This window comes from Pseudomonas atacamensis, assembly GCF_017167965.1.
In the GTDB taxonomy this organism is placed as follows: domain Bacteria; phylum Pseudomonadota; class Gammaproteobacteria; order Pseudomonadales; family Pseudomonadaceae; genus Aquipseudomonas; species Aquipseudomonas atacamensis.
On the sequence record NZ_CP070503.1, the window covers coordinates 1 to 18705 of the forward strand.

Consider the following 18705-nt stretch of genomic DNA (forward strand, 5'->3'; position numbering starts at 1 on the left):
TTCGACTGCGCCGGAAGTGGGGCGAATTATAGACCTCTGGAATCTGCCGTCAACCGTTAATTTCGCTTTTCTTTCAATAACTTGCGTATTGGTTAAAAAACACCCAATCAGATGAGAAAGAGCTTCTTTTATATAGAAGAAGACTTAAAGGACACCTTCCTCCTTCAACGTAGCCACCGCGCCTGCCCCCAGACCCAGCACCCGTTGCAGAACCTCTAATGTGTGCTCACCTAATAAAGGAGGCGCATGACGATATTCAACGGGCGTCTCCGACAATCGAATCGGGCTGGCCACCTGGGGCACCATCCCCGCCAATGCATGAGGCAGTTCGATCGCCAGACCGCGCGCCTTCACTTGCGGATCTTCAAACACCTGCGACAGATCATTGATCGGCCCACAAGGCACACCCGCCAGCTCCAGTTGTGCAACCCACTCGGCCGTGGTCTTGAAGACCGTAGCTTGGCGGATCAACGGGATCAGCACCGCGCGGTTCGCTACCCGCAGCTTGTTGGTCGAGAAGCGCGGATCATCCGCCCACTGCGGTTGCCCCGCGACTTCGGCGAACTTGCGAAACTGCCCGTCATTGCCCACGGTGAGGATGAAGTCGCCATCCGCCGTAGGAAAGTCCTGATAAGGCACGATGTTGGGATGTGCATTGCCCAGACGCTTTGGCGCACTGCCGGTGGTCAGGTAGTTCATCGCCTGGTTCGCCAGACACGCGACCTGCACATCCAGCAACGCCATATCGATGTGCTGGCCGCCACCGTCGTGATCGCGATGAGCCAACGCCGCGAGGATCGCCACCGTTGAATACAGCCCAGTAAGAATATCCGTGAGCGCGACGCCGACTTTCACCGGACCGGCGCCCTCATCTCCTTCAGGCCGGCCGGTCAGGCTCATCAAGCCGCCAAGCCCCTGGATCATGAAGTCATACCCTGCGCGCTTCGCGTACGGGCCGGTCTGGCCGAAGCCGGTGATTGAGCAGTAGATCAGATTCGGGTTGAGAGCCCTCAGCGACTCATAGTCCAGACCATAGGCCGCCAGACCACCTACTTTGAAATTCTCAATCAGAATGTCCGACTTCGCCGCCAGGTCGCGCACCAGCTTCTGCCCTTCAGGGCGGGTGAAGTCGATGGTCACCGATTGCTTGTTGCGGTTTGCCGAGAGGTAATAAGCCGCTTCCGACGTGTTCTCGCCGTAAGCGTCTTTAAGGAAGGGCGGACCCCAGGCGCGGGTATCATCACCATTGCCCGGGCGCTCGACCTTGATCACTTCGGCGCCAAGGTCGGCGAGGATTTGCCCGGCCCAAGGCCCGGCCAGCACTCGCGATAAATCCAGTACCCGCAGATGCGACAGCGCGCCCATGGTCCGCCCTCCTATTAATAGAACGCCTGCAGACCGGTTTGTGCACGCCCGAGGATCAGCGCGTGAACGTCATGGGTACCTTCATAGGTATTCACCACTTCCAGATTGACTAGATGACGAGCGACACCGAACTCATCGGAGATGCCATTGCCACCGAGCATGTCCCGCGCCATTCGCGCAATATCCAGCGACTTGCCGCAGGAGTTACGCTTCATGATTGAAGTGATTTCAACGGCGGCCGTGCCTTCGTCCTTCATCCGGCCCAGTCGCAAGCAGCCTTGCAGCGCCAGAGTGATCTCGGTCTGCATGTCGGCGAGCTTCTTCTGTACCAGCTGAGTTGCGGCCAGCGGACGACCGAACTGCTGACGATCCAGAGTGTATTGGCGCGCGGTGTGCCAGCAGAATTCGGCGGCGCCCAGCGCACCCCAGGAAATGCCATAGCGTGCGGAGTTGAGGCAGGTGAACGGGCCTTTCAGGCCACGGACATCCGGGAAAATGTTCTCTTCCGGCACGAACACGTTGTCCATGACGATCTCACCGGTGATCGAAGCGCGCAGGCCGACCTTGCCGTGAATCGCCGGAGCGCTCAGACCTTTCCAGCCTTTCTCCAGAACGAAGCCACGGATATCGCCGGCATCGTCCTTGGCCCAGACCACGAAGACGTCAGCGATCGGGCTGTTGGTGATCCACATTTTCGCACCGGTCAGGCTGTAGCCGCCATCGACCTTACGCGCCCGGCTAATCATCGCGCCCGGATCGGAACCGTGGTTCGGCTCGGTCAGACCAAAGCAACCGATCCATTCGCCGGAAGCCAGCTTCGGCAGATACTTCTGTTTCTGTGCCTCGGTACCGAATTCGTTGATCGGCACCATCACCAGCGAGGACTGCACACTCATCATCGAGCGATAGCCAGAGTCGACTCGCTCGACTTCACGCGCGATCAAGCCATAACTGACGTAATTCAGACCGCTGCCACCGTATTGTTCTGGAATGGTGGCGCCGAGCAGGCCGACTTCACCCATCTCGCGGAAGATTGCCGGGTCGGTCTTCTCATGACGGAAAGCTTCGAGCACACGCGGCGCCAGACTCTGTTGGGCGAACTGGGCGGCGGTGTCGCGGATCATCCGCTCTTCTTCGGTGAGCTGTTGATCCAGCAGCAGGGGATCGATCCAGTTGAAGCTAGCTTTACCGCCCATGAGTGTGCCCTCGCAATCGGGTGAATTAACGTGGCATTGATCCTAGGCGCGGTTCGCCATCGCGGCAAACGAGGATTTCGCATCCTGTTGTGCTAATTTCTCACTCCGAAACGTCGCGAATTGCCTTTTATGCGGCGCATTAGTGAGGTTGACGTACATGCGCAGGAAGATCCCCAGCACCGCCGCCCTGATCAGTTTCGAAGCGGCCGCCCGCCATGAGAGCTTTACCCGTGCTGCTGAAGAACTGTCGCTCACCCAAGGCGCCATTTGCCGACAGATCGCCAGCCTGGAAGACTTCCTCAGCGTGGAACTGTTCCGACGCTCGCGACGTGGAGTGAAATTGACCGAGGCGGGCCTTTCCTACAGTCGTCGGGTGGCGACTCAGCTCGATGCGGTGGAGCGCGACACCCTCTCGGTAATGGGCCAGCAGGGCACCAATGTCATCGAGCTCGCTGTCGTCCCGACCTTCGGCACGCAATGGCTACTGCCACGGCTCAAGGATTTCCAGCTCAAGCACCCGGAAGTAACCGTCAACCTGACCAACCGCACCCGGCCTTTCCTGTTTGCCGATACCGAATTCGATGCCGCGATCTACTTCGGTGATGCCGATTGGTCGGGTACCGAATCCCACAGGTTGATGGGCGAGAATCCGATGCCGGTATGCAGCCCCGCCCTACTCGGCGATCACACGCAGCTGACAGCGCAAGCCATCGCCGAGCTACCGCTGCTTCAGCAGACCACCCGACCTTACGCCTGGCGCCAATGGTTCAACTCGCAGCAACTGAATATCCCTCGCGACATGACAGGTCCGCGCTACGAGCTATTCTCCATGCTTGCCCAGGCAGCCATGCACGACATGGGCGTCGCGCTGATTCCGCCGTTTCTGATCCAGCGCGAGCTGGCAGAGAAACGTCTGGTGGTTGCCAACCCTCAAGCGCTCTCCAGCATCAAGGCCTATTACCTGATGATTCCGGAGCGAAAGGTCGAATCGGCATCGCTGAAGGCATTTCGCGACTGGCTGGTAAATCAAGCGCAGAGCTACAGCCTAGAAGAATAAAGGCTCTGTGCAATACTTAACCCCGTAGTCAGAAAAACCAAAGCCCTACAGATATAACTATTTGTCGCTTTTGCGCAGACTGTATCCGAAAGTCGTACAGACGTCCCACAAGCTGCAAAACACGTGGCTTTGAGCCTCTAATGGCGACTCATTACTGCCTATTCACGCCACCGATGCGAATTTTTTTCAAATTCAGCCAGAATCCGTGCAGGGCAAGGCCTGCAAGGAGTTCAACTGGCCATCTGCGACATTCGGTCACGGCATGACTTGTAGTTAATTTTCCGTCACCCGTCATAATCCCTTGAAGGGCATAAAGTTCGCCTGCAAAATGCCGCGCCCCGCCCTGATTCGGCGGGATCGTGCTGATCGGCCGCCCCAGTCGCACCATCCGTAGTGCATGGGTTTACTCAATAAGATCACGCAGGAGATTTGACGTGCACATTGGTGTTCCTCTCGAAACCCAGACCGGTGAAACACGGGTTGCCGCAACCCCGGAAACCATCAAGAAGCTGATCAGCCAAGGCCATAAGGTCACTGTGCAAAGCGGCGCTGGCGTCAAAGCCAGTGTCGTCGACAGTGCCTATGAAGCGGCCGGCGCGAATATTGGCAGCGCCAATGACGCGTTTGGCGCCGAGCTGATTCTCAAAGTGGTCGCGCCAAGCGATGCCGAACTGACGCTGATCAAGCGCGGTGCGGTGCTGGTGGGCATGCTTAACCCATTCAACAACGAGACCATCGCGAAGATGGCCGAATGCGGCATTACCGCATTCGCCCTCGAAGCGGCGCCGCGTACCTCGCGGGCGCAGAGTCTTGATGTGCTGTCGTCGCAGGCGAATATCGCCGGCTACAAAGCGGTGTTGCTCGCGGCTCACTATTACCCACGCTTCATGCCGATGCTGATGACTGCTGCGGGTACCGTGAAAGCGGCGCGCGTGCTGATTCTCGGCGCGGGCGTGGCCGGTTTGCAGGCGATTGCCACGGCGAAGCGTCTGGGCGCGGTGATCGAAGCGTCCGACGTGCGTCCGGCGGTGAAGGAACAGATCGAATCCCTCGGCGCGAAGTTCGTCGACGTGCCTTACGAGACCGATGAAGAGCGCGAATGTGCCGTCGGTGTCGGCGGTTACGCGCGGCCGATGCCGGCGAGCTGGATGCAGCGCCAGGCTCAGGCTGTGCATGAGCGCGCCAAGCAGGCCGATATCGTCATCACCACTGCGCTGATTCCGGGCCGCAAGGCGCCGACGCTGCTCAGCGCCGAGACCGTGGCACAGATGAAGCCGGGCTCGGTGGTCATCGACCTCGCCGCCGCTCAGGGTGGCAATTGCCCGCTGACCGTGGCCGATCAGGTCGTTGTGGAAAACGGTGTGACCATCGTTGGCCCGACCAACCTCGCCGGTGAAGTCGCAGCCGATGCTTCGGCGCTGTACGCACGCAACCTGCTGGACTTCCTCAAGCTGGTATTCACCAAGGAAGGCCAGTTCGACGTCAACCTCGAAGACGACATCGTCGCCGCGTGCCTGATGTGCCGCGACGGCCAAGTCATCCGCAAAAACGCCTAAGCAGGGATTCAGACGATGGAAGAGCTTATCTCCCCCGGTATCTACAACCTGATCATCTTCGTGCTGGCGATTTATGTCGGTTACCACGTGGTCTGGAACGTTACGCCTGCGCTGCACACGCCGTTGATGGCGGTGACCAATGCCATTTCCGCGATCGTGATCGTCGGCGCCATGCTCGCTGCTGCGCTGACCGTCACGCCGCTGGGCAAAACCATGGGCACGCTGGCCGTGGCACTGGCGGCAGTCAATGTGTTTGGTGGCTTCCTGGTCACCCGCCGCATGCTTGAAATGTTCAAGAAGAAAGCCCCGAAAGCAAAAGAAGAGGCGCCGAAGTAATGAGCATGAATCTCGTCACGACGCTCTACCTGATCGCGTCGATCTGCTTTATCCAGGCCCTCAAAGGCCTGTCGCACCCGACCACTTCGCGGCGCGGCAACCTGTTCGGCATGCTCGGCATGGCGCTGGCAATCATCACCACGGTCGGCCTCATCTATAAGTTGGGCGCTGAACTGGCCACGGCTGGCATCGGTTATGTGATCGTTGGCTTGCTGGTCGGCGGTACCGCCGGCTCGATCATGGCCAAGCGCGTTGAAATGACCAAGATGCCGGAACTGGTAGCGTTCATGCACAGCATGATCGGCCTCGCGGCGGTGTTTATTGCCATCGCGGCGGTGGTCGAGCCGCAATCGCTGGGTATCGTTAAACAACTGGGCGATGCGATTCCGGCGGGCAACCGTCTGGAGCTGTTCCTCGGTGCTGCGATCGGTGCGATCACCTTCTCGGGTTCGGTGATCGCCTTCGGCAAGCTCTCAGGCAAATACAAGTTCCGTCTGTTCCAGGGCGCACCGGTACAGTTCGCCGGTCAGCACAAGCTCAATGCGGTTCTGGGTCTGGCTACGCTGGTTCTCGGCCTGACCTTCATGTTCACCGGCAACCTCATGGCGTTCGCGCTGATGCTGGCACTGGCGTTCGTGATGGGCGTGCTGATCATCATCCCGATCGGCGGCGCCGACATGCCGGTGGTGGTGTCGATGCTCAACAGCTATTCCGGCTGGGCGGCGGCGGGCATTGGTTTCTCGCTGAACAACTCGATGCTGATCATTGCCGGCTCGCTGGTGGGTTCGAGCGGTGCGATTCTCTCGTACATCATGTGCAAGGCGATGAATCGCTCCTTCTTTAATGTACTGCTCGGCGGTTTCGGCAATACGGCAGATGCAGGCCCTGCCGGTGCGCAGGAAGCTCGCCCGGTGAAATCCGGTTCGGCTGATGACGCAACCTTCCTGCTGACCAACGCCGACACCGTGATCATCGTCCCGGGCTACGGTCTGGCAGTGGCCCGTGCACAACACGCACTGAAGGAACTGACCGAGAAGCTGACCCATCGCGGCGTGACCGTGAAGTATGCGATTCACCCGGTGGCCGGTCGCATGCCTGGGCACATGAACGTCCTGCTCGCCGAGGCCGAAGTGCCTTACGACCAGGTGTTCGAGATGGAAGACATCAACTCCGAGTTCGGTCAGGCCGACGTGGTGCTGGTGCTCGGCGCAAACGACGTGGTCAACCCGGCCGCGAAGAACGATCCGAAGTCACCGATTGCCGGTATGCCGATTCTCGAAGCGTTCAAGGCCAAGACCATCATCGTCAACAAGCGCTCGATGGCCAGCGGCTACGCCGGCCTGGACAACGAACTGTTCTATCTGGACAAGACCATGATGGTCTTCGGCGATGCGAAGAAAGTCATCGAAGACATGGTCAAAGCGGTCGAGTAATTCACCGCTGCAATAGCGAACGCCCCGACCTGTCGGGGCGTTTTTGGTTGCGCCAGACGCTGGACAATTTGCCTCGTTGTTGCAGATCCGGTAACGGTGTTTTACTGCAAACCCGCGAAATAGAGGCCTCGTTTGCGACCTTGGTAGCGGGACAGGCGCCGGCCAAATTCACTAGACTGCGCATCCTGCTACTCGTTGCCCGAGATAATAATCCATGTACCGTGACCGTATTCGCCTGCCTTCGTTGTTGGACAAAGTGATGAGCGCTGCCGACGCCGCTGCTCTGATTGAGGACGGCATGACCGTCGGCATGAGCGGTTTCACCCGCGCCGGCGAAGCCAAGGCCGTTCCCCACGCACTGGCCGAGCGCGCCAAGGTCACGCCGCTGAAGATCAGCCTGATGACCGGCGCCAGTCTGGGCAACGACCTCGACAAGCAACTGACCGAGGCCGGCGTGCTGTCGCGGCGCATGCCGTTTCAGGTCGACAGCACGTTGCGCAAGGCAATCAACGCCGGCGAAGTGATGTTCATCGACCAGCATCTCTCGGAAACCGTAGAGCAACTGCGCAACCAACAGTTGAAGCTGCCGGACATTGCCGTCATTGAGGCAGTCGCCATCACCGAACAAGGCCATATCGTGCCGACCACTTCGGTGGGCAACTCGGCCAGCTTCGCGATTTTCGCCAAACAAGTGATCGTCGAGATCAACCTGGCCCACAACGCCAACCTCGAAGGCCTGCACGACATCTATATCCCGACGTACCGCCCGACGCGCACGCCAATCCCGCTGGTGAAAGTCGACGATCGCATCGGCAGCACGGCAATTCCGATTCCGCCGGAGAAGATCGTTGCGATTGTCATCACTCAGCAGTCGGACTCGCCGTCCACAGTGTCGGTACCGGACGTTGATACCAACGCTATCGCCGAACACCTGATCACCTTCTTCAAGCAGGAAGTTGCGGCCGGCCGCATGACCAACAAGCTCGGCCCGCTGCAAGCCGGAATTGGCAACATCGCCAACGCGGTGATGTGCGGCTTGATCGACTCGCCGTTCGAAGACCTCACCATGTACTCGGAAGTGCTCCAGGATTCGACTTTCGACCTGATCGATGCCGGCAAGCTGAGCTTCGCCTCGGGCAGTTCGATCACCCTGTCCGAGCGGCGCAACAGCGACGTGTTCGGCAACCTGGAGAAGTACAAGGACAAACTGATTCTGCGGCCGCAGGAGATCTCCAATCACCCGGAAGTGGTGCGCCGTCTGGGCATCATCGGCATCAACACCGCGCTGGAGTTCGATATCTACGGCAACGTCAACTCCACCCATGTCTGCGGCACGCGGATGATGAACGGCATCGGCGGCTCCGGCGACTTCGCGCGCAATGCGCATCTGGCGGTATTCGTGACCAAGTCGATCGCCAAGGGTGGCGCGATTTCCAGCGTGGTGCCGATGGTCAGCCACGTCGACCATACCGAGCATGACGTCGACATCCTGGTGACCGAAGTCGGCCTCGCCGACCTGCGTGGCTTGGCGCCACGGGAGCGTGCACGAGTGATCATCGACAACTGCGTGCATCCGGACTTTCGCCAGGCACTGAATGACTACTTCAGCGCTGCCTGTGCAATCGGCGGTCATACCCCGCACATTCTGCGCGAAGCCCTGAGCTGGCATATGAACCTGGAAGAAACCGGGCGCATGCTGGCTGTGTGATTCACACAGATATCCATCGACGCAAACACAGTTTTGCGTCGATGGATCTTCGCTAGTAGAAGAATCGTCGAAAACTGTACTGCTGTACCGGTCTTTTCCTACAGCAAAGCCCTACCCAATCCCCTGATACGAGCGTAAATGCACCAATCAAGTGCGGACAGGTACAGTTTGCCCAATTTCGACCCGTACACCATCCATAAACAGTTAACTGCTCACTCACAATACAAATGAACTGTATCTACAGAGACTATCCAAACGAGAGGATCATGGGCACCAGTCAAACCACTACCTGATCCCGCCACAAGCGGAAGGATGTCAACCATGGAACGTACACTCAGTTCCGAACTGTTCTTCGAAGACAAAGCTGTAAACACCCAGGCTTCCCTGCCTCTGCGCGTTATTGCCAACCTGATGTTGTGGCAGCGCCGCATCTCCAGCCGCCACCAACTGGCCCGTCTGGATTCGCGTCTGCTGGCTGACGCCGGTATCAGCGAAGCGCAACGCTACGAAGAGCTGAGCAAGCCGTTCTGGCGCTAAGCAGCGTCGCTGGCTCTGGTCGTCAGACCCACCGCCAGCAACCCGAATTGCACAAGCAGAACCCGTCGTGGGCAACCACGACGGGTTTTGTCGTTTCAGAGGCCTTGAATGCTCTAAACCGCATATATGAACGAGTACAGGTACAATTTACGAAATACTCGAATATACCGGTACAGCTATCCAGAACCTTTGAAGTATCACTGGCCACCACTGGGCGAACCGCATCTGGCAGCCTAATATCCATGCAGAACGTGGCGAACGTTGCGCAACAGGCGTCTGACTCCTCAGATACCGAGCCACCTCTCACTACGGTGTATCCAAAGGAGTTCCATCATGACCCGTCTTCGTCTGCTCAGTGCCGCCGCCCTGCTGGCCGTGGCTGCCAACGCCAGCGCTACCAGCTTCATCGTCACCACCGACTCGATCATCGGCGCGCTGAAAGCCACTTCCGACGCCACTTCCGATGTGACCTCCTCGTTCCGTGACGACAAGATCGTCCTCGCCGCCCGCGACGATGCCGCCAGCTTCGTGGCCAGCGAAGGCGATATCCGTGGAGTGAAGCTGGAAAGCGCGCTCGATCACATCCGCCATCAGGCGCCCCAACTCAATGCCACCGATGCCCAATTGGCTCAGGCCATTCTGACCCTCTGATCGTTTGCGGTATTGCGGGACACGCCAGCCGTGTCCCGATGTTTCAACGCTGGCTCTGGCCCGGGCATTTGCGCTAGCCTTCAGGCTCGTTAACAGTTGTCGAGTCCCATGCGCTTTCTTCCAAACCTGCTCATCTCTTCTGCCTTGTTCAGCGCCTGCTGGGCGATGTCTGCCAATGCCTTCGATGCTTTCAATGCATCGACCCAAGGCACGGTTGTCAGCGGTTACGCGACCAGCATGGTGTCTTCTGCGCCGTTCGACCGTAAACTGCTGCTCGCCGCCCATGATGATGCGGCCGCCTTTGTTGCCAGTGACGGTGAATGGCGAGGCGCACGGCTGGAGTCCGCGCTGCATTACCTGCGCAAAACCCGGCCGAAACTTCATGCCAGCGACCTTGAACTGGCAGAGGCAATTCTCGTCCAATAGTTATCCTTGTCCTTCCGGAGTCGTTCCATGCGTAGCCCGCTGATTGCTGCCGCCCTTGGCCTGTTTGTGTTGGCCGATGTGGCCCAGGCGCACACCCTGGTAGCCACCAGTAACATCATCGTTCGTGCCTCCCAGCGCAGCATCGATTTCACTTCCGATACCACCACGTCGATTCGCGATTCGAAAATCATCCGCGAAGCCCACGACGACGCCGCCAGTTTCGTCGCCAGCAACGGTGACATCCGTGGCGCGCACCTCGAAGCCGCCCTCAACACCTTGCGCACTCGCGTGCCGGAAGCGCGCGACGCCAGTGATCAGGTACTCGCCGAAGCCATTCTCGCACTGTGAAGTCCGTTGGCGCCTGGCTGCTGGCCGGGGCGTTGTTGCTGCTTGGCAACAGCGCCCACGCCGGCCTGCAATTGCGGCTCAAGACCGAGGGTCTGAGCCCGGCTCAACAACAGGCCAGTCAGGCGCTGATCGATGAGGCGATGGCGAAACTGCCGCCGAGCTTCATCGAGCGGCTGGATCGGCGCATCGACGTCGGCTGGACCGACGACATGCCTGCCAACGCTTACGGGCAGGCGACGCTGGTTTCCGAGCTCGATCTGAACCGCAAGCTGCTCGCCAGCCTCACCGATGGCAGCGCGGCGAAAGAGAAAACCAATCGTCCTCACGGCACTGTGCGCCAGGAACTGCTGGCCACAGTGCTGCACGAAATCACGCATATCTACGACCGCGCGCGTTTATGGCCGAGCGCCGAGCGCACGTTGATCCAGCGCTGCACCCGACGCTTCAACAGCGCCGGGCTGATCGGCATTCCCGATGAGTGTCGCGGGCAGAACGGTCGCCGCTTCACCATCAGCGATGACCCGCGCCTGCTCGATCTGGCCGGGTGGCAACAGTACGTCGGCCGCCGTGGCGAGCGTGAACAACACAACCGCCAGATCGCCCGCAGTCCGGATCTTTACGAGATCTCCAGTCCCAAGGAATTCGTCGCGGTCAACATGGAGTACTTCCTCCTCGACCCGAGCTACGCCTGCCGCCGCCCGGCGCTGTATCGCTACTACAAGGAACATTTCGGCTGGGCGCCGCCAGCGCAGGACACCTGCAGCAAGAGCTTCGCCTTTCTCAATGCGGGCAATGACTTCGCTAAGCAGCCTCTGGGGCAAGTCGATCCGGAACGGGTCTACGCGGTCGATTACCTGCTGGCCGAGGCCAATCAGAACTGGGTCAGCCGCTGGGGCCACAGCATGTTGCGCCTGGTGATCTGCGCCCCCGGTCGCCCGCGTGGCCCGGATTGCCGCCTCGACCTCGATCAACACCTGGTGCTGTCCTATCGCGCCTTCGTTGGCGATGTACAGCTGTCGAGCTGGGACGGACTGGTCGGCAAATACCCGTCGCGGCTGTTCGTGTTGCCGCTGGCGCAAGTGATCGACGAATACACCAAGACCGAGCTGCGCAGTCTCGCTTCGGTGCCGCTGAACCTGTCTCGCGAGGAAATCGAAGGCGTCGTCGAACATGCTGCCGAGATGCACTGGAGCTACGACGGCAACTATTTCTTCCTGTCCAACAACTGCGCGGTAGAGGGTTTGAAACTGTTGCGCAGCGGCAGCAATAACAGCCAACTGGTCGGCCTCGACAGCATCATGCCCAACGGCTTGCTGGAAGTGCTCAAGGGCCGTGGTCTGGCCGATACCAGTGTGCTCGACAATCCGAAAGAAGCGCTGCGTCTAGGTTACCGCTTCGACTCGTTCCGCGATCGTTATCAGGCGATGTTCGATGTGTTGAAGAAGCAGCTGCCGATCAAGCAGACCACTGTCGAAGACTGGCTGTCACTCAGCGCTGAACAACGCCGCGAATGGTTCGACCGCGCCGACCTGCGCACCAGCGCGGCGCTGTTGCTGCTTGAGCAGGCCAGTTTCCGCCGGCAGTTGTTACTGGCGCAGGATGAGGTCAAGCAACGTTACCTCGGCGCCCGCGAGCTGGAAAATGGCGGCATGGACAAGGCCAACGCGACCTTGCAGGAGATCCTCGCCAACAGTGGTTTCCTCAGCCGCCCGGCGGAACTGCTCGACTCTAAAGGGTACGGACTACCGCAGCCGAGCGAGTTTGGCCGACTGGAAGCGGAAAGCAGCCAGCGGCAGAAGAAGCTGCTGGCACTGTCCGGCGATCTCGATACCGAAGTGCGCAAGCTGCTCGAACCCAAGCGCGCCGCCGAGATTGCCGCCAGCGAGGCCAACGTCAAGCAGATTGGCGAGCATTTGCGCAAACTGCACAAGGCTTCGGGCGGACTGCAATTACCCTGAGCACAAAAAAAGGCTTCAGAACGCCTGTTCTGAAGCCTTTTTGTTTTCCCCTGCGGCTTTAGAGGCGAGCCTTGCGCACGCCTTGGGACAGCGCCGAACACAGACTCAACACGCCATCGATGGCCTGCTCAGGCGTATCGGCACTGGCGATGTGATCGATCAACGCCGAGCCCACCACCACACCGTCAGCCAGACGCGCTATCGCCGCAGCCTGCTCCGGTGTACGGATGCCGAAACCGATGCTGATCGGCAGGTCGGTATGCCGACGCAGACGTGCAACCGCCTCTTCCACATGTTCCAGAGTCGCTGCACCGGCACCGGTGACACCGGCCACCGACACGTAGTAGACAAAACCGGAACTGCCGTTGAGCACACGCGGCAGACGTGCGTCGTCGGTGGTCGGCGTGGTCAGGCGAATGAAATCCAGCCCGGCAGCCTGCGCCGGGTCGCACAGCTCTTCGTTGTGCTCTGGTGGCATATCGACCACGATCAGGCCGTCAACCCCAGCCTCTTTGGCTTCAGCGATGAAACGCTCGACGCCGAATTTGTGAATCGGGTTGAAGTAACCCATCAACACCAGCGGCGTGTCGCTGTTGCTTTCACGGAATTCGCGCACCATTTGCAGGGTTTTCGCCAGATTCTGTTTGGCGCCCAGGGCGCGAATGTTGGCCAACTGGATTGCCGGGCCATCGGCCATCGGATCGGTGAACGGCATGCCCAGCTCGATCACATCGGCACCTGCGGCAGGCAGGCCTTTGAGGATCGCCAGCGAAGTGTCGTAGTCAGGATCACCGGCAGTGACAAAGGTCACCAGCGCCGCGCGGTTCTGTTGCTTGAGGTCGGCAAAGCGGGTTTGCAGGCGGCTCATCAGTGTTTCTCCTGCTGCGACTGTTGCATATGGTGCATCACGGTTTGCATGTCCTTGTCGCCACGGCCCGAGAGGTTGACCACCATCAGGTGATCCTTCGGCAGCTTCGGTGCGCGTTTGAACACTTCGGCCAGGGCGTGGGCACTTTCCAGGGCAGGAATGATCCCTTCCAGACGGCAGCATTTGTGGAACGCTTCAAGGGCTTCGTCGTCGGTCACGGAGGTGTACTGAACGCGGCCGATGTCGTGCAACCAGGCGTGTTCAGGGCCGATGCCCGGGTAATCGAGGCCAGCGGAAATCGAGTGGGCGTCGATGATCTGGCCATCGTCGTCCTGCAGCAGGAACGTGCGGTTACCGTGCAGCACGCCCGGCACCCCGCCGTTGAGGCTGGCCGCGTGCTTGCCGGTTTCGATGCCGTAACCGGCGGCTTCGACGCCGATGATCTCCACGCTCTTGTCATCGAGGAACGGGTGGAACAGGCCCATGGCGTTGGAACCGCCACCGATGCACGCCACCAGGCTGTCCGGCAGACGACCTTCCTGAGCTTGCAGTTGATCGCGGGTTTCCTTGCCGATGACGGCCTGGAAGTCGCGGACCATTGCTGGATAAGGGTGTGGGCCGGCCACAGTACCGATCAGATAGAAAGTGTTGTCGACGTTGGTCACCCAGTCACGCAGAGCTTCGTTCATCGCATCTTTGAGGGTGCCTGTACCGGCAACGACCGGAATGACTTCAGCGCCGAGCAGCTTCATGCGGAAGACGTTGGCCTGCTGACGTTCGATGTCGGTGGTGCCCATGTAGATCACGCAGTCCAGACCGAACCGCGCAGCGACGGTGGCCGTGGCCACGCCGTGCATGCCGGCGCCGGTTTCGGCGATGATGCGCTTCTTGCCCATGCGCCGCGCCAGCAGGATCTGGCCGATGCAGTTGTTGATCTTGTGCGCGCCGGTGTGATTCAGCTCTTCACGCTTGAGGTAGATCTTCGCGCCGCCGCAGAACTCGGTCAGGCGTTCGGCGAAATACAGCGGGCTCGGACGTCCGACGTAGTCTCGCTGGAAGTAGGCCAATTCTTCCTTGAATGCCGGATCTTCCTTGGCCGCTTCATATTCGCGGGCCAGGTCGAGGATCAACGGCATCAGGGTTTCCGCTACATAACGGCCACCGAACGCACCGAACAGGCCGTTGGCGTCAGGGCCGTTACGCAGATGAGAGGTGTTCGAAGTCTGGGTCATGGGTCGCTCCAGGTGAATTCGGTCAGAAGACAATGACGATCACTCTACCCCTGACTTTCCAGGCTGAAAACCGATAAGATCGCCACAACCTGTCAGGAAAACTCACAGATACCATGAGCCATGACCTTCCCCCGCTGAATGCCTTGCGCGCCTTCGAGGCCACCGCCCGTCTGAACAGTGTGAGTCAGGCTGCCGAACAGCTGCACGTCACCCACGGCGCGGTCAGCCGCCAGCTCAAGGTGCTCGAAGAACATCTAGGGGTGAGCCTGTTCGTCAAGGACGGCCGCGGCTTGAAACTCACAGATGCCGGAGCGCGTCTGCGCGATGCCAGCGCTGAGGCGTTCGATCGGTTGCGCAGTGTTTGCGCCGAACTTACGCAAAGCACAGCGAATGCGCCGTTCGTGCTGGGTTGTTCGGGGAGCCTGCTGGCGCGCTGGTTTATTCCGCGTCTGGGGCGGCTGAATGCCGATTTGCCTGATCTGCGCTTGCACCTGTCGGCCGGTGAAGGCGATCTCGATCCCCGGCGCCCGGGCCTTGATGCGTTGTTGCTGTTCGCCGAACCACCGTGGCCGGCCGATATGCAGGTCTATGAACTGGCGGCGGAACGCATCGGCCCCGTAATGAGCCCGTTGTATAGCGGTTATCAGAAGCTGCACACCGCTGTGGCCGCAGATCTTTTTGATGAGCCCTTGCTGCACACCACCTCTCGCCCACAAGCCTGGCCCAGCTGGGCGCAGCAAAACCACCTCAATCCCAAGGCGTTGAAGCTCGGGCAAGGTTTTGAGCATTTGTATTATTTGCTGGAGGCGGCTGTTGCAGGTCTCGGCGTGGCAATCGCGCCGGAGCCGCTGGTAACCGAAGATCTGAAGGCGGGTCGCCTGGTTGCGCCGTGGGGCTTTTGCGAAACCCCGGCGCAACTGGCGTTGTGGCTACCCAAGCGCGCCGCAGACGGACGCGCCCGGCAACTGGCGCAATGGCTCAAAAACGAGCTGCCCCAGACTGATCACTCACCGCGCTTGAACAAAAAGTAGGCGGCGAGCAGACCGATTGCACCGACAGCCACGCCGGCTGTGGTCCATGGGTGTTCCTGCGCGTAGTCACGAGTGGCAATGCCGGTCTCGCGGGTTTTCACTTTGACTTCTTCGTACGCGTCGCTGAGCAGATGACGGGAATGTTTCAGCGCACTTTCGGCGTTGCTTTTCAGCGCCTTGAGGGTCTTGCGCGACTCGTCCGAAGCATCGTCTTTCAAGCTTTCCAACGATTTGAGCAGACTCTCGATCTCGGCTTCCATGCTTTGCAACGAGGCTTTACGTAAAGAGGTGTTGGCCATGGTGGCTCTCCTGCATTGGTGATGAGTGGCGTGTGTTGGTTGGGACTTCAGCATCTCGAGAAAGTGCAGAAATTCTGAACTTCGGCAGCGCAGCGGCGCCGAAATCATCAGTGCAATTGCCTGCTAGGCTCAATTTCACACGCCATTCCAACCCAAGGAGAACGCCATGAGTGACCATCACACCTACAAGAAAGTCGAGCTGGTCGGCTCGTCCACTACCAGCATCGAAGACGCCATCAACAATGCACTGGCCGAGGCGAACAAGACCCTGCGCAATCTGGAATGGTTTGAAGTGACCGAAACCCGTGGCCATATCGAAAATGGCCAGGTAGCGCACTTTCAGGTCACGCTGAAAGTCGGCTTCAAGATTGCCGCCAGCTGAGTTTGAGCTAGTCTTCTGAACTTGCGCGCTGGCCGAGTGCCATAGGGAATGGCAAAGCGCTACAAGGTGAGCGCATCGGGTGGATGACTCGATGCCCGCCTCTTTCAATCCGACCAGGGAGTGCGACCGATGAAGAAGTTCTTGTTGGCAGTAGGTTTGTTGAGCCTTGCGGGTGGTGCGTTTGCAGCCGGCAAGCCATGTGAAGAGCTGAAGACCGAAATCGCCGCGAAGCTCGACGCCAAAGGCGTTTCCGGATATTCGCTGGAAGTTGTCGACAAGGGTGCGGCGGCTGATGGTGACGTCGTCGGCAGTTGCGAAGGCGGCAGCAAGGAAATCGTCTACAAACGCGGTTGATTGCGCCTGAAATACAAAAGCCGACGTGGATGCGTCGGCTTTTTTGTGGACGATGATTTTCCGGGTAGGAGCTGCAGCATGCTGCGATCTTTTGTTCTTGACTTCAAATCACAATCAAAAGATCGCAGCCTCGTTGCACTCGACAGCTCCTACAGGGGTGCGCTTTATCCCTTCATGACTTGGGCCAGCAGCTCGTAGGAATGCACGCGATCGGCATGCTCGTACAGGTCCGAGGTGAAAATCAGCTCGTCCGCCTGGGTCTGCTCGATCAACACCTCAAGCTTGGCGCGGATCTTCTGCGGGCCGCCGACCATGGCGAGGCCGAGAAAATCGCCCACCGCCTCACGTTCATGGGGCAGCCACAGACCGTCCATGGTTTTCACCGGCGGACGCTGCACCAGGCTCTGGCCACGCATCAACGCAAGAATGCGCTGGTACACCGACGTCGCCAGGTAATCGGCTTGCTCATCGGTATCCGCTGCCACCAGCGGCACGCCGAGCATCACGTACGGCTTGTCGAGCACCGCCGACGGTTTGAAGTGATTGCGGTAGATGCGGATCGCCTCGTGCATGAAGCGCGGTGCGAAGTGCGAGGCGAAGGCGTAAGGCAAGCCGCGCTCACCCGCCAATTGCGCACTGAACAGGCTTGAGCCGAGCAGCCAGATCGGCACGTTGGTGCCGGTGCCGGGCATGGCGATCACCCGTTGCTCCGGGGTGCGCGGGCCGAGGTAGCGCATCAATTCGGCAACGTCTTCAGGGAAGTCGTCAGCGCTGCCCGAGCGCTCACGGCGCAAGGCGCGGGCGGTCATCTGGTCAGAGCCGGGCGCGCGGCCCAGACCCAGGTCGATGCGTCCAGGGTACAGGCTCTCGAGGGTGCCGAACTGCTCGGCAATCACTAGCGGCGCATGGTTGGGCAGCATCACCCCGCCGGAACCGACGCGGATCGTCGACGTGCCTCCGGCCAGATAGCCGAGCAACACCGAAGTGGCCGAACTGGCGATGCCGTCCATGTTGTGGTGTTCGGCGACCCAGAAGCGCGTGTAGCCGAATTTCTCGGCATGCTGCGCCAGGTCCAGCGAGTTGCGCAGCGATTGCCCCGCGCTGCCGTTTTCGCGCACCGGCACCAGGTCGAGGGTGGAAAATTTAACGTCGGACAGTTTTTTCATTAACCTGCATCTCCGGGTGGGGAGGCAGGTTTTTCTTGCGAACGAAAACCTGCCAAATCCATAAGCGTGTTTTATGGAATGAGGGCATATACCCGAGATTCAATAGCAGCGACGAAATTTCCTACTAAAAAAGTCAACGATTCAGCCAGGCTGAACTTTGTTCCGCCGTCTATCCTCAGAAGCCTTGCTAGTAAAAACCGCGACGGCGCGGCGTTCCGCGCCATATTTGAGGAGGCAGACATGGCTATCGTGAAAAAGGCATCGGCGCATTGGGAAGGCGATCTGAAAACCGGTCTCGGCTCGATCTCCACCGAAACCGGCGTACTGCGCGAAGCGCCGTACGGCTTCAAGGCGCGCTTTGAAGGCGGCAAAGGCACCAACCCGGAAGAACTGATCGGCGCGGCCCACGCCGGCTGCTTCTCCATGGCGTTTTCGATGATTCTCGGCGATGCCGGCCTGAAGGCAGACAGCATCGACACCAACGCCGAAGTCACCCTCGATCAGGTTGACGGCGGCTTCGCGATCACTGCGGTGAAACTGATTCTCAAGGCGAAGATCCCGGGCGCGACTCAGCAACAGTTTGAGGAGTTGAGCAACAAGGCCAAGGAAGGGTGCCCGGTTTCCAAGGTGCTGAATGCGAAGATCACGCTTGAGGCTTCGCTGGTCAGCTGATTCGGCGTTTGCCGGGCTGACGCCTTCGCGAGCAGGGCTCGCTCCCACGGGGGATTTGTGCACGTCGCAGATCCAGTGTGTGAGCGAGCTTGCTCGCGAAGGCAGTCTCGAAACCTGCTCAGCGGCCGGC

Annotated in this window: 20 protein-coding genes; 14 read left to right on the forward strand and 6 right to left on the reverse strand. The window is 59.6% G+C overall.

Annotated features, from left to right (window positions below; genetic code table 11):
• Nucleotides 1-144 precede the first annotated feature (144 nt).
• Nucleotides 145-1365: a CaiB/BaiF CoA transferase family protein gene (locus JWU58_RS00005; protein WP_206421286.1), complete on the reverse strand. Its 1221-nt coding sequence runs from the start codon at nucleotides 1363-1365 to the stop codon at nucleotides 145-147.
• 14 nt (nucleotides 1366-1379) lie between these two features.
• Complete coding sequence (locus tag JWU58_RS00010) at nucleotides 1380-2561, reverse strand: acyl-CoA dehydrogenase (protein ID WP_024015035.1); 1182 nt, start codon at nucleotides 2559-2561, stop codon at nucleotides 1380-1382.
• A 157-nt stretch (nucleotides 2562-2718) separates the two neighbouring features.
• Here JWU58_RS00010 and JWU58_RS00015 point away from each other — a divergent pair, with 157 nt between their 5' ends.
• From JWU58_RS00015 to JWU58_RS00060, 10 genes are all read left to right on the forward strand, one after another.
• Nucleotides 2719-3618 carry a LysR family transcriptional regulator gene (locus tag JWU58_RS00015; RefSeq protein WP_206421287.1) on the forward strand — a complete coding sequence of 300 codons (900 nt, stop codon included), beginning with the start codon at nucleotides 2719-2721 and terminating at the stop codon, nucleotides 3616-3618.
• 434 nt (nucleotides 3619-4052) lie between these two features.
• Nucleotides 4053-5174: a Re/Si-specific NAD(P)(+) transhydrogenase subunit alpha gene (locus tag JWU58_RS00020; RefSeq protein ID WP_206421288.1), complete on the forward strand. Its 1122-nt coding sequence runs from the start codon at nucleotides 4053-4055 to the stop codon at nucleotides 5172-5174.
• Nucleotides 5175-5189: 15 nt separating this feature from the next.
• Nucleotides 5190-5510: an NAD(P) transhydrogenase subunit alpha part 2 gene (locus tag JWU58_RS00025; RefSeq protein WP_003220416.1), complete on the forward strand. Its 321-nt coding sequence runs from the start codon at nucleotides 5190-5192 to the stop codon at nucleotides 5508-5510.
• Nucleotides 5510-6943, forward strand: a complete 1434-nt coding sequence (locus JWU58_RS00030; RefSeq protein WP_206421289.1) for an NAD(P)(+) transhydrogenase (Re/Si-specific) subunit beta — start codon at nucleotides 5510-5512, stop codon at nucleotides 6941-6943. Before JWU58_RS00025 ends, JWU58_RS00030 begins: the two co-directional genes overlap by 1 nt.
• A 214-nt stretch (nucleotides 6944-7157) precedes the next feature.
• A complete protein-coding gene (locus JWU58_RS00035; RefSeq protein ID WP_071173986.1) occupies nucleotides 7158-8651 on the forward strand; it encodes an acetyl-CoA hydrolase/transferase family protein in 1494 nt (497 codons plus the stop codon).
• A gap of 321 nt (nucleotides 8652-8972) precedes the next feature.
• Complete coding sequence (locus JWU58_RS00040) at nucleotides 8973-9188, forward strand: DUF1127 domain-containing protein (protein WP_007911656.1); 216 nt, start codon at nucleotides 8973-8975, stop codon at nucleotides 9186-9188.
• A gap of 333 nt (nucleotides 9189-9521) precedes the next feature.
• Nucleotides 9522-9839: a DUF2388 domain-containing protein gene (locus JWU58_RS00045; RefSeq protein WP_206421290.1), complete on the forward strand. Its 318-nt coding sequence runs from the start codon at nucleotides 9522-9524 to the stop codon at nucleotides 9837-9839.
• A gap of 108 nt (nucleotides 9840-9947) precedes the next feature.
• Nucleotides 9948-10265, forward strand: a complete 318-nt coding sequence (locus JWU58_RS00050) for a DUF2388 domain-containing protein (RefSeq protein ID WP_024015031.1) — start codon at nucleotides 9948-9950, stop codon at nucleotides 10263-10265.
• Nucleotides 10266-10292: 27 nt separating this feature from the next.
• Nucleotides 10293-10613 carry a DUF2388 domain-containing protein gene (locus tag JWU58_RS00055; protein WP_041476450.1) on the forward strand — a complete coding sequence of 107 codons (321 nt, stop codon included), beginning with the start codon at nucleotides 10293-10295 and terminating at the stop codon, nucleotides 10611-10613.
• Complete coding sequence (locus JWU58_RS00060; RefSeq protein ID WP_130903249.1) at nucleotides 10610-12571, forward strand: DUF7844 domain-containing protein; 1962 nt, start codon at nucleotides 10610-10612, stop codon at nucleotides 12569-12571. Before JWU58_RS00055 ends, JWU58_RS00060 begins: the two co-directional genes overlap by 4 nt.
• 58 nt (nucleotides 12572-12629) lie before the next feature.
• On the opposite strand, the gene trpA is transcribed toward JWU58_RS00060, so the two are convergent.
• Together trpA and trpB are read right to left on the reverse strand one after the other, a co-directional pair.
• Nucleotides 12630-13439, reverse strand: coding sequence for a tryptophan synthase subunit alpha (trpA, locus tag JWU58_RS00065; protein ID WP_110599601.1), 810 nt, complete (start codon nucleotides 13437-13439; stop codon nucleotides 12630-12632).
• On the reverse strand, nucleotides 13439-14671 hold the full coding sequence (gene trpB, locus JWU58_RS00070; protein ID WP_206421291.1) for a tryptophan synthase subunit beta: 1233 nt from the start codon (nucleotides 14669-14671) through the stop codon (nucleotides 13439-13441). Before trpB ends, trpA begins: the two co-directional genes overlap by 1 nt.
• 113 nt (nucleotides 14672-14784) lie before the next feature.
• Here trpB and JWU58_RS00075 point away from each other — a divergent pair, with 113 nt between their 5' ends.
• Nucleotides 14785-15702, forward strand: coding sequence for a LysR family transcriptional regulator (locus JWU58_RS00075; protein ID WP_206421292.1), 918 nt, complete (start codon nucleotides 14785-14787; stop codon nucleotides 15700-15702).
• On the opposite strand, the gene JWU58_RS00080 is transcribed toward JWU58_RS00075, so the two are convergent.
• Entirely contained in the window at nucleotides 15675-16001 is a 327-nt protein-coding gene (locus JWU58_RS00080; protein WP_039757078.1) for an ElaB/YgaM/YqjD family protein, read from the reverse strand. The genes JWU58_RS00075 and JWU58_RS00080 overlap by 28 nt on opposite strands.
• Before the next feature lie 166 nt (nucleotides 16002-16167).
• Between JWU58_RS00080 and JWU58_RS00085 the strand changes: the two genes are divergently transcribed.
• Both JWU58_RS00085 and JWU58_RS00090 read left to right on the forward strand, forming a co-directional pair.
• Entirely contained in the window at nucleotides 16168-16383 is a 216-nt protein-coding gene (locus JWU58_RS00085) for a dodecin (RefSeq protein ID WP_016772305.1), read from the forward strand.
• A 129-nt stretch (nucleotides 16384-16512) separates the two neighbouring features.
• Nucleotides 16513-16737 (forward strand): DUF1161 domain-containing protein, encoded by a 225-nt coding sequence (locus tag JWU58_RS00090; protein ID WP_206421293.1) that lies wholly within the window; start codon nucleotides 16513-16515, stop codon nucleotides 16735-16737.
• Between the two features lie 164 nt (nucleotides 16738-16901).
• Here JWU58_RS00090 and JWU58_RS00095 read toward each other — a convergent pair whose 3' ends face one another.
• Complete coding sequence (locus tag JWU58_RS00095) at nucleotides 16902-17903, reverse strand: LLM class flavin-dependent oxidoreductase (RefSeq protein ID WP_024015025.1); 1002 nt, start codon at nucleotides 17901-17903, stop codon at nucleotides 16902-16904.
• Nucleotides 17904-18143: 240 nt separating this feature from the next.
• Here JWU58_RS00095 and JWU58_RS00100 point away from each other — a divergent pair, with 240 nt between their 5' ends.
• Nucleotides 18144-18575 (forward strand): OsmC family protein, encoded by a 432-nt coding sequence (locus tag JWU58_RS00100; RefSeq protein ID WP_016772308.1) that lies wholly within the window; start codon nucleotides 18144-18146, stop codon nucleotides 18573-18575.
• Nucleotides 18576-18705 lie beyond the last annotated feature (130 nt).

Excerpts from the sequence above, each read along its gene's own strand:
- JWU58_RS00005 (WP_206421286.1), bottom strand. The coding sequence starts at position 1,365 with ATGGGCGCGCTGTCGCATCTGCGGGTACTGGATTTATCGCGAGTGCTG.
- JWU58_RS00010 (WP_024015035.1), bottom strand. The coding sequence starts at position 2,561 with ATGGGCGGTAAAGCTAGCTTCAACTGGATCGATCCCCTGCTGCTGGAT.
- JWU58_RS00015 (WP_206421287.1), top strand. The coding sequence starts at position 2,719 with ATGCGCAGGAAGATCCCCAGCACCGCCGCCCTGATCAGTTTCGAAGCG.
- JWU58_RS00025 (WP_003220416.1), top strand. The coding sequence starts at position 5,190 with ATGGAAGAGCTTATCTCCCCCGGTATCTACAACCTGATCATCTTCGTG.
- JWU58_RS00030 (WP_206421289.1), top strand. The coding sequence starts at position 5,510 with ATGAGCATGAATCTCGTCACGACGCTCTACCTGATCGCGTCGATCTGC.
- JWU58_RS00035 (WP_071173986.1), top strand. The coding sequence starts at position 7,158 with ATGTACCGTGACCGTATTCGCCTGCCTTCGTTGTTGGACAAAGTGATG.
- JWU58_RS00040 (WP_007911656.1), top strand. The coding sequence starts at position 8,973 with ATGGAACGTACACTCAGTTCCGAACTGTTCTTCGAAGACAAAGCTGTA.
- JWU58_RS00045 (WP_206421290.1), top strand. The coding sequence starts at position 9,522 with ATGACCCGTCTTCGTCTGCTCAGTGCCGCCGCCCTGCTGGCCGTGGCT.
- JWU58_RS00050 (WP_024015031.1), top strand. The coding sequence starts at position 9,948 with ATGCGCTTTCTTCCAAACCTGCTCATCTCTTCTGCCTTGTTCAGCGCC.
- JWU58_RS00055 (WP_041476450.1), top strand. The coding sequence starts at position 10,293 with ATGCGTAGCCCGCTGATTGCTGCCGCCCTTGGCCTGTTTGTGTTGGCC.
- trpA (WP_110599601.1), bottom strand. The coding sequence starts at position 13,439 with ATGAGCCGCCTGCAAACCCGCTTTGCCGACCTCAAGCAACAGAACCGC.
- trpB (WP_206421291.1), bottom strand. The coding sequence starts at position 14,671 with ATGACCCAGACTTCGAACACCTCTCATCTGCGTAACGGCCCTGACGCC.
- JWU58_RS00075 (WP_206421292.1), top strand. The coding sequence starts at position 14,785 with ATGAGCCATGACCTTCCCCCGCTGAATGCCTTGCGCGCCTTCGAGGCC.
- JWU58_RS00080 (WP_039757078.1), bottom strand. The coding sequence starts at position 16,001 with ATGGCCAACACCTCTTTACGTAAAGCCTCGTTGCAAAGCATGGAAGCC.
- JWU58_RS00085 (WP_016772305.1), top strand. The coding sequence starts at position 16,168 with ATGAGTGACCATCACACCTACAAGAAAGTCGAGCTGGTCGGCTCGTCC.
- JWU58_RS00090 (WP_206421293.1), top strand. The coding sequence starts at position 16,513 with ATGAAGAAGTTCTTGTTGGCAGTAGGTTTGTTGAGCCTTGCGGGTGGT.
- JWU58_RS00095 (WP_024015025.1), bottom strand. The coding sequence starts at position 17,903 with ATGAAAAAACTGTCCGACGTTAAATTTTCCACCCTCGACCTGGTGCCG.
- JWU58_RS00100 (WP_016772308.1), top strand. The coding sequence starts at position 18,144 with ATGGCTATCGTGAAAAAGGCATCGGCGCATTGGGAAGGCGATCTGAAA.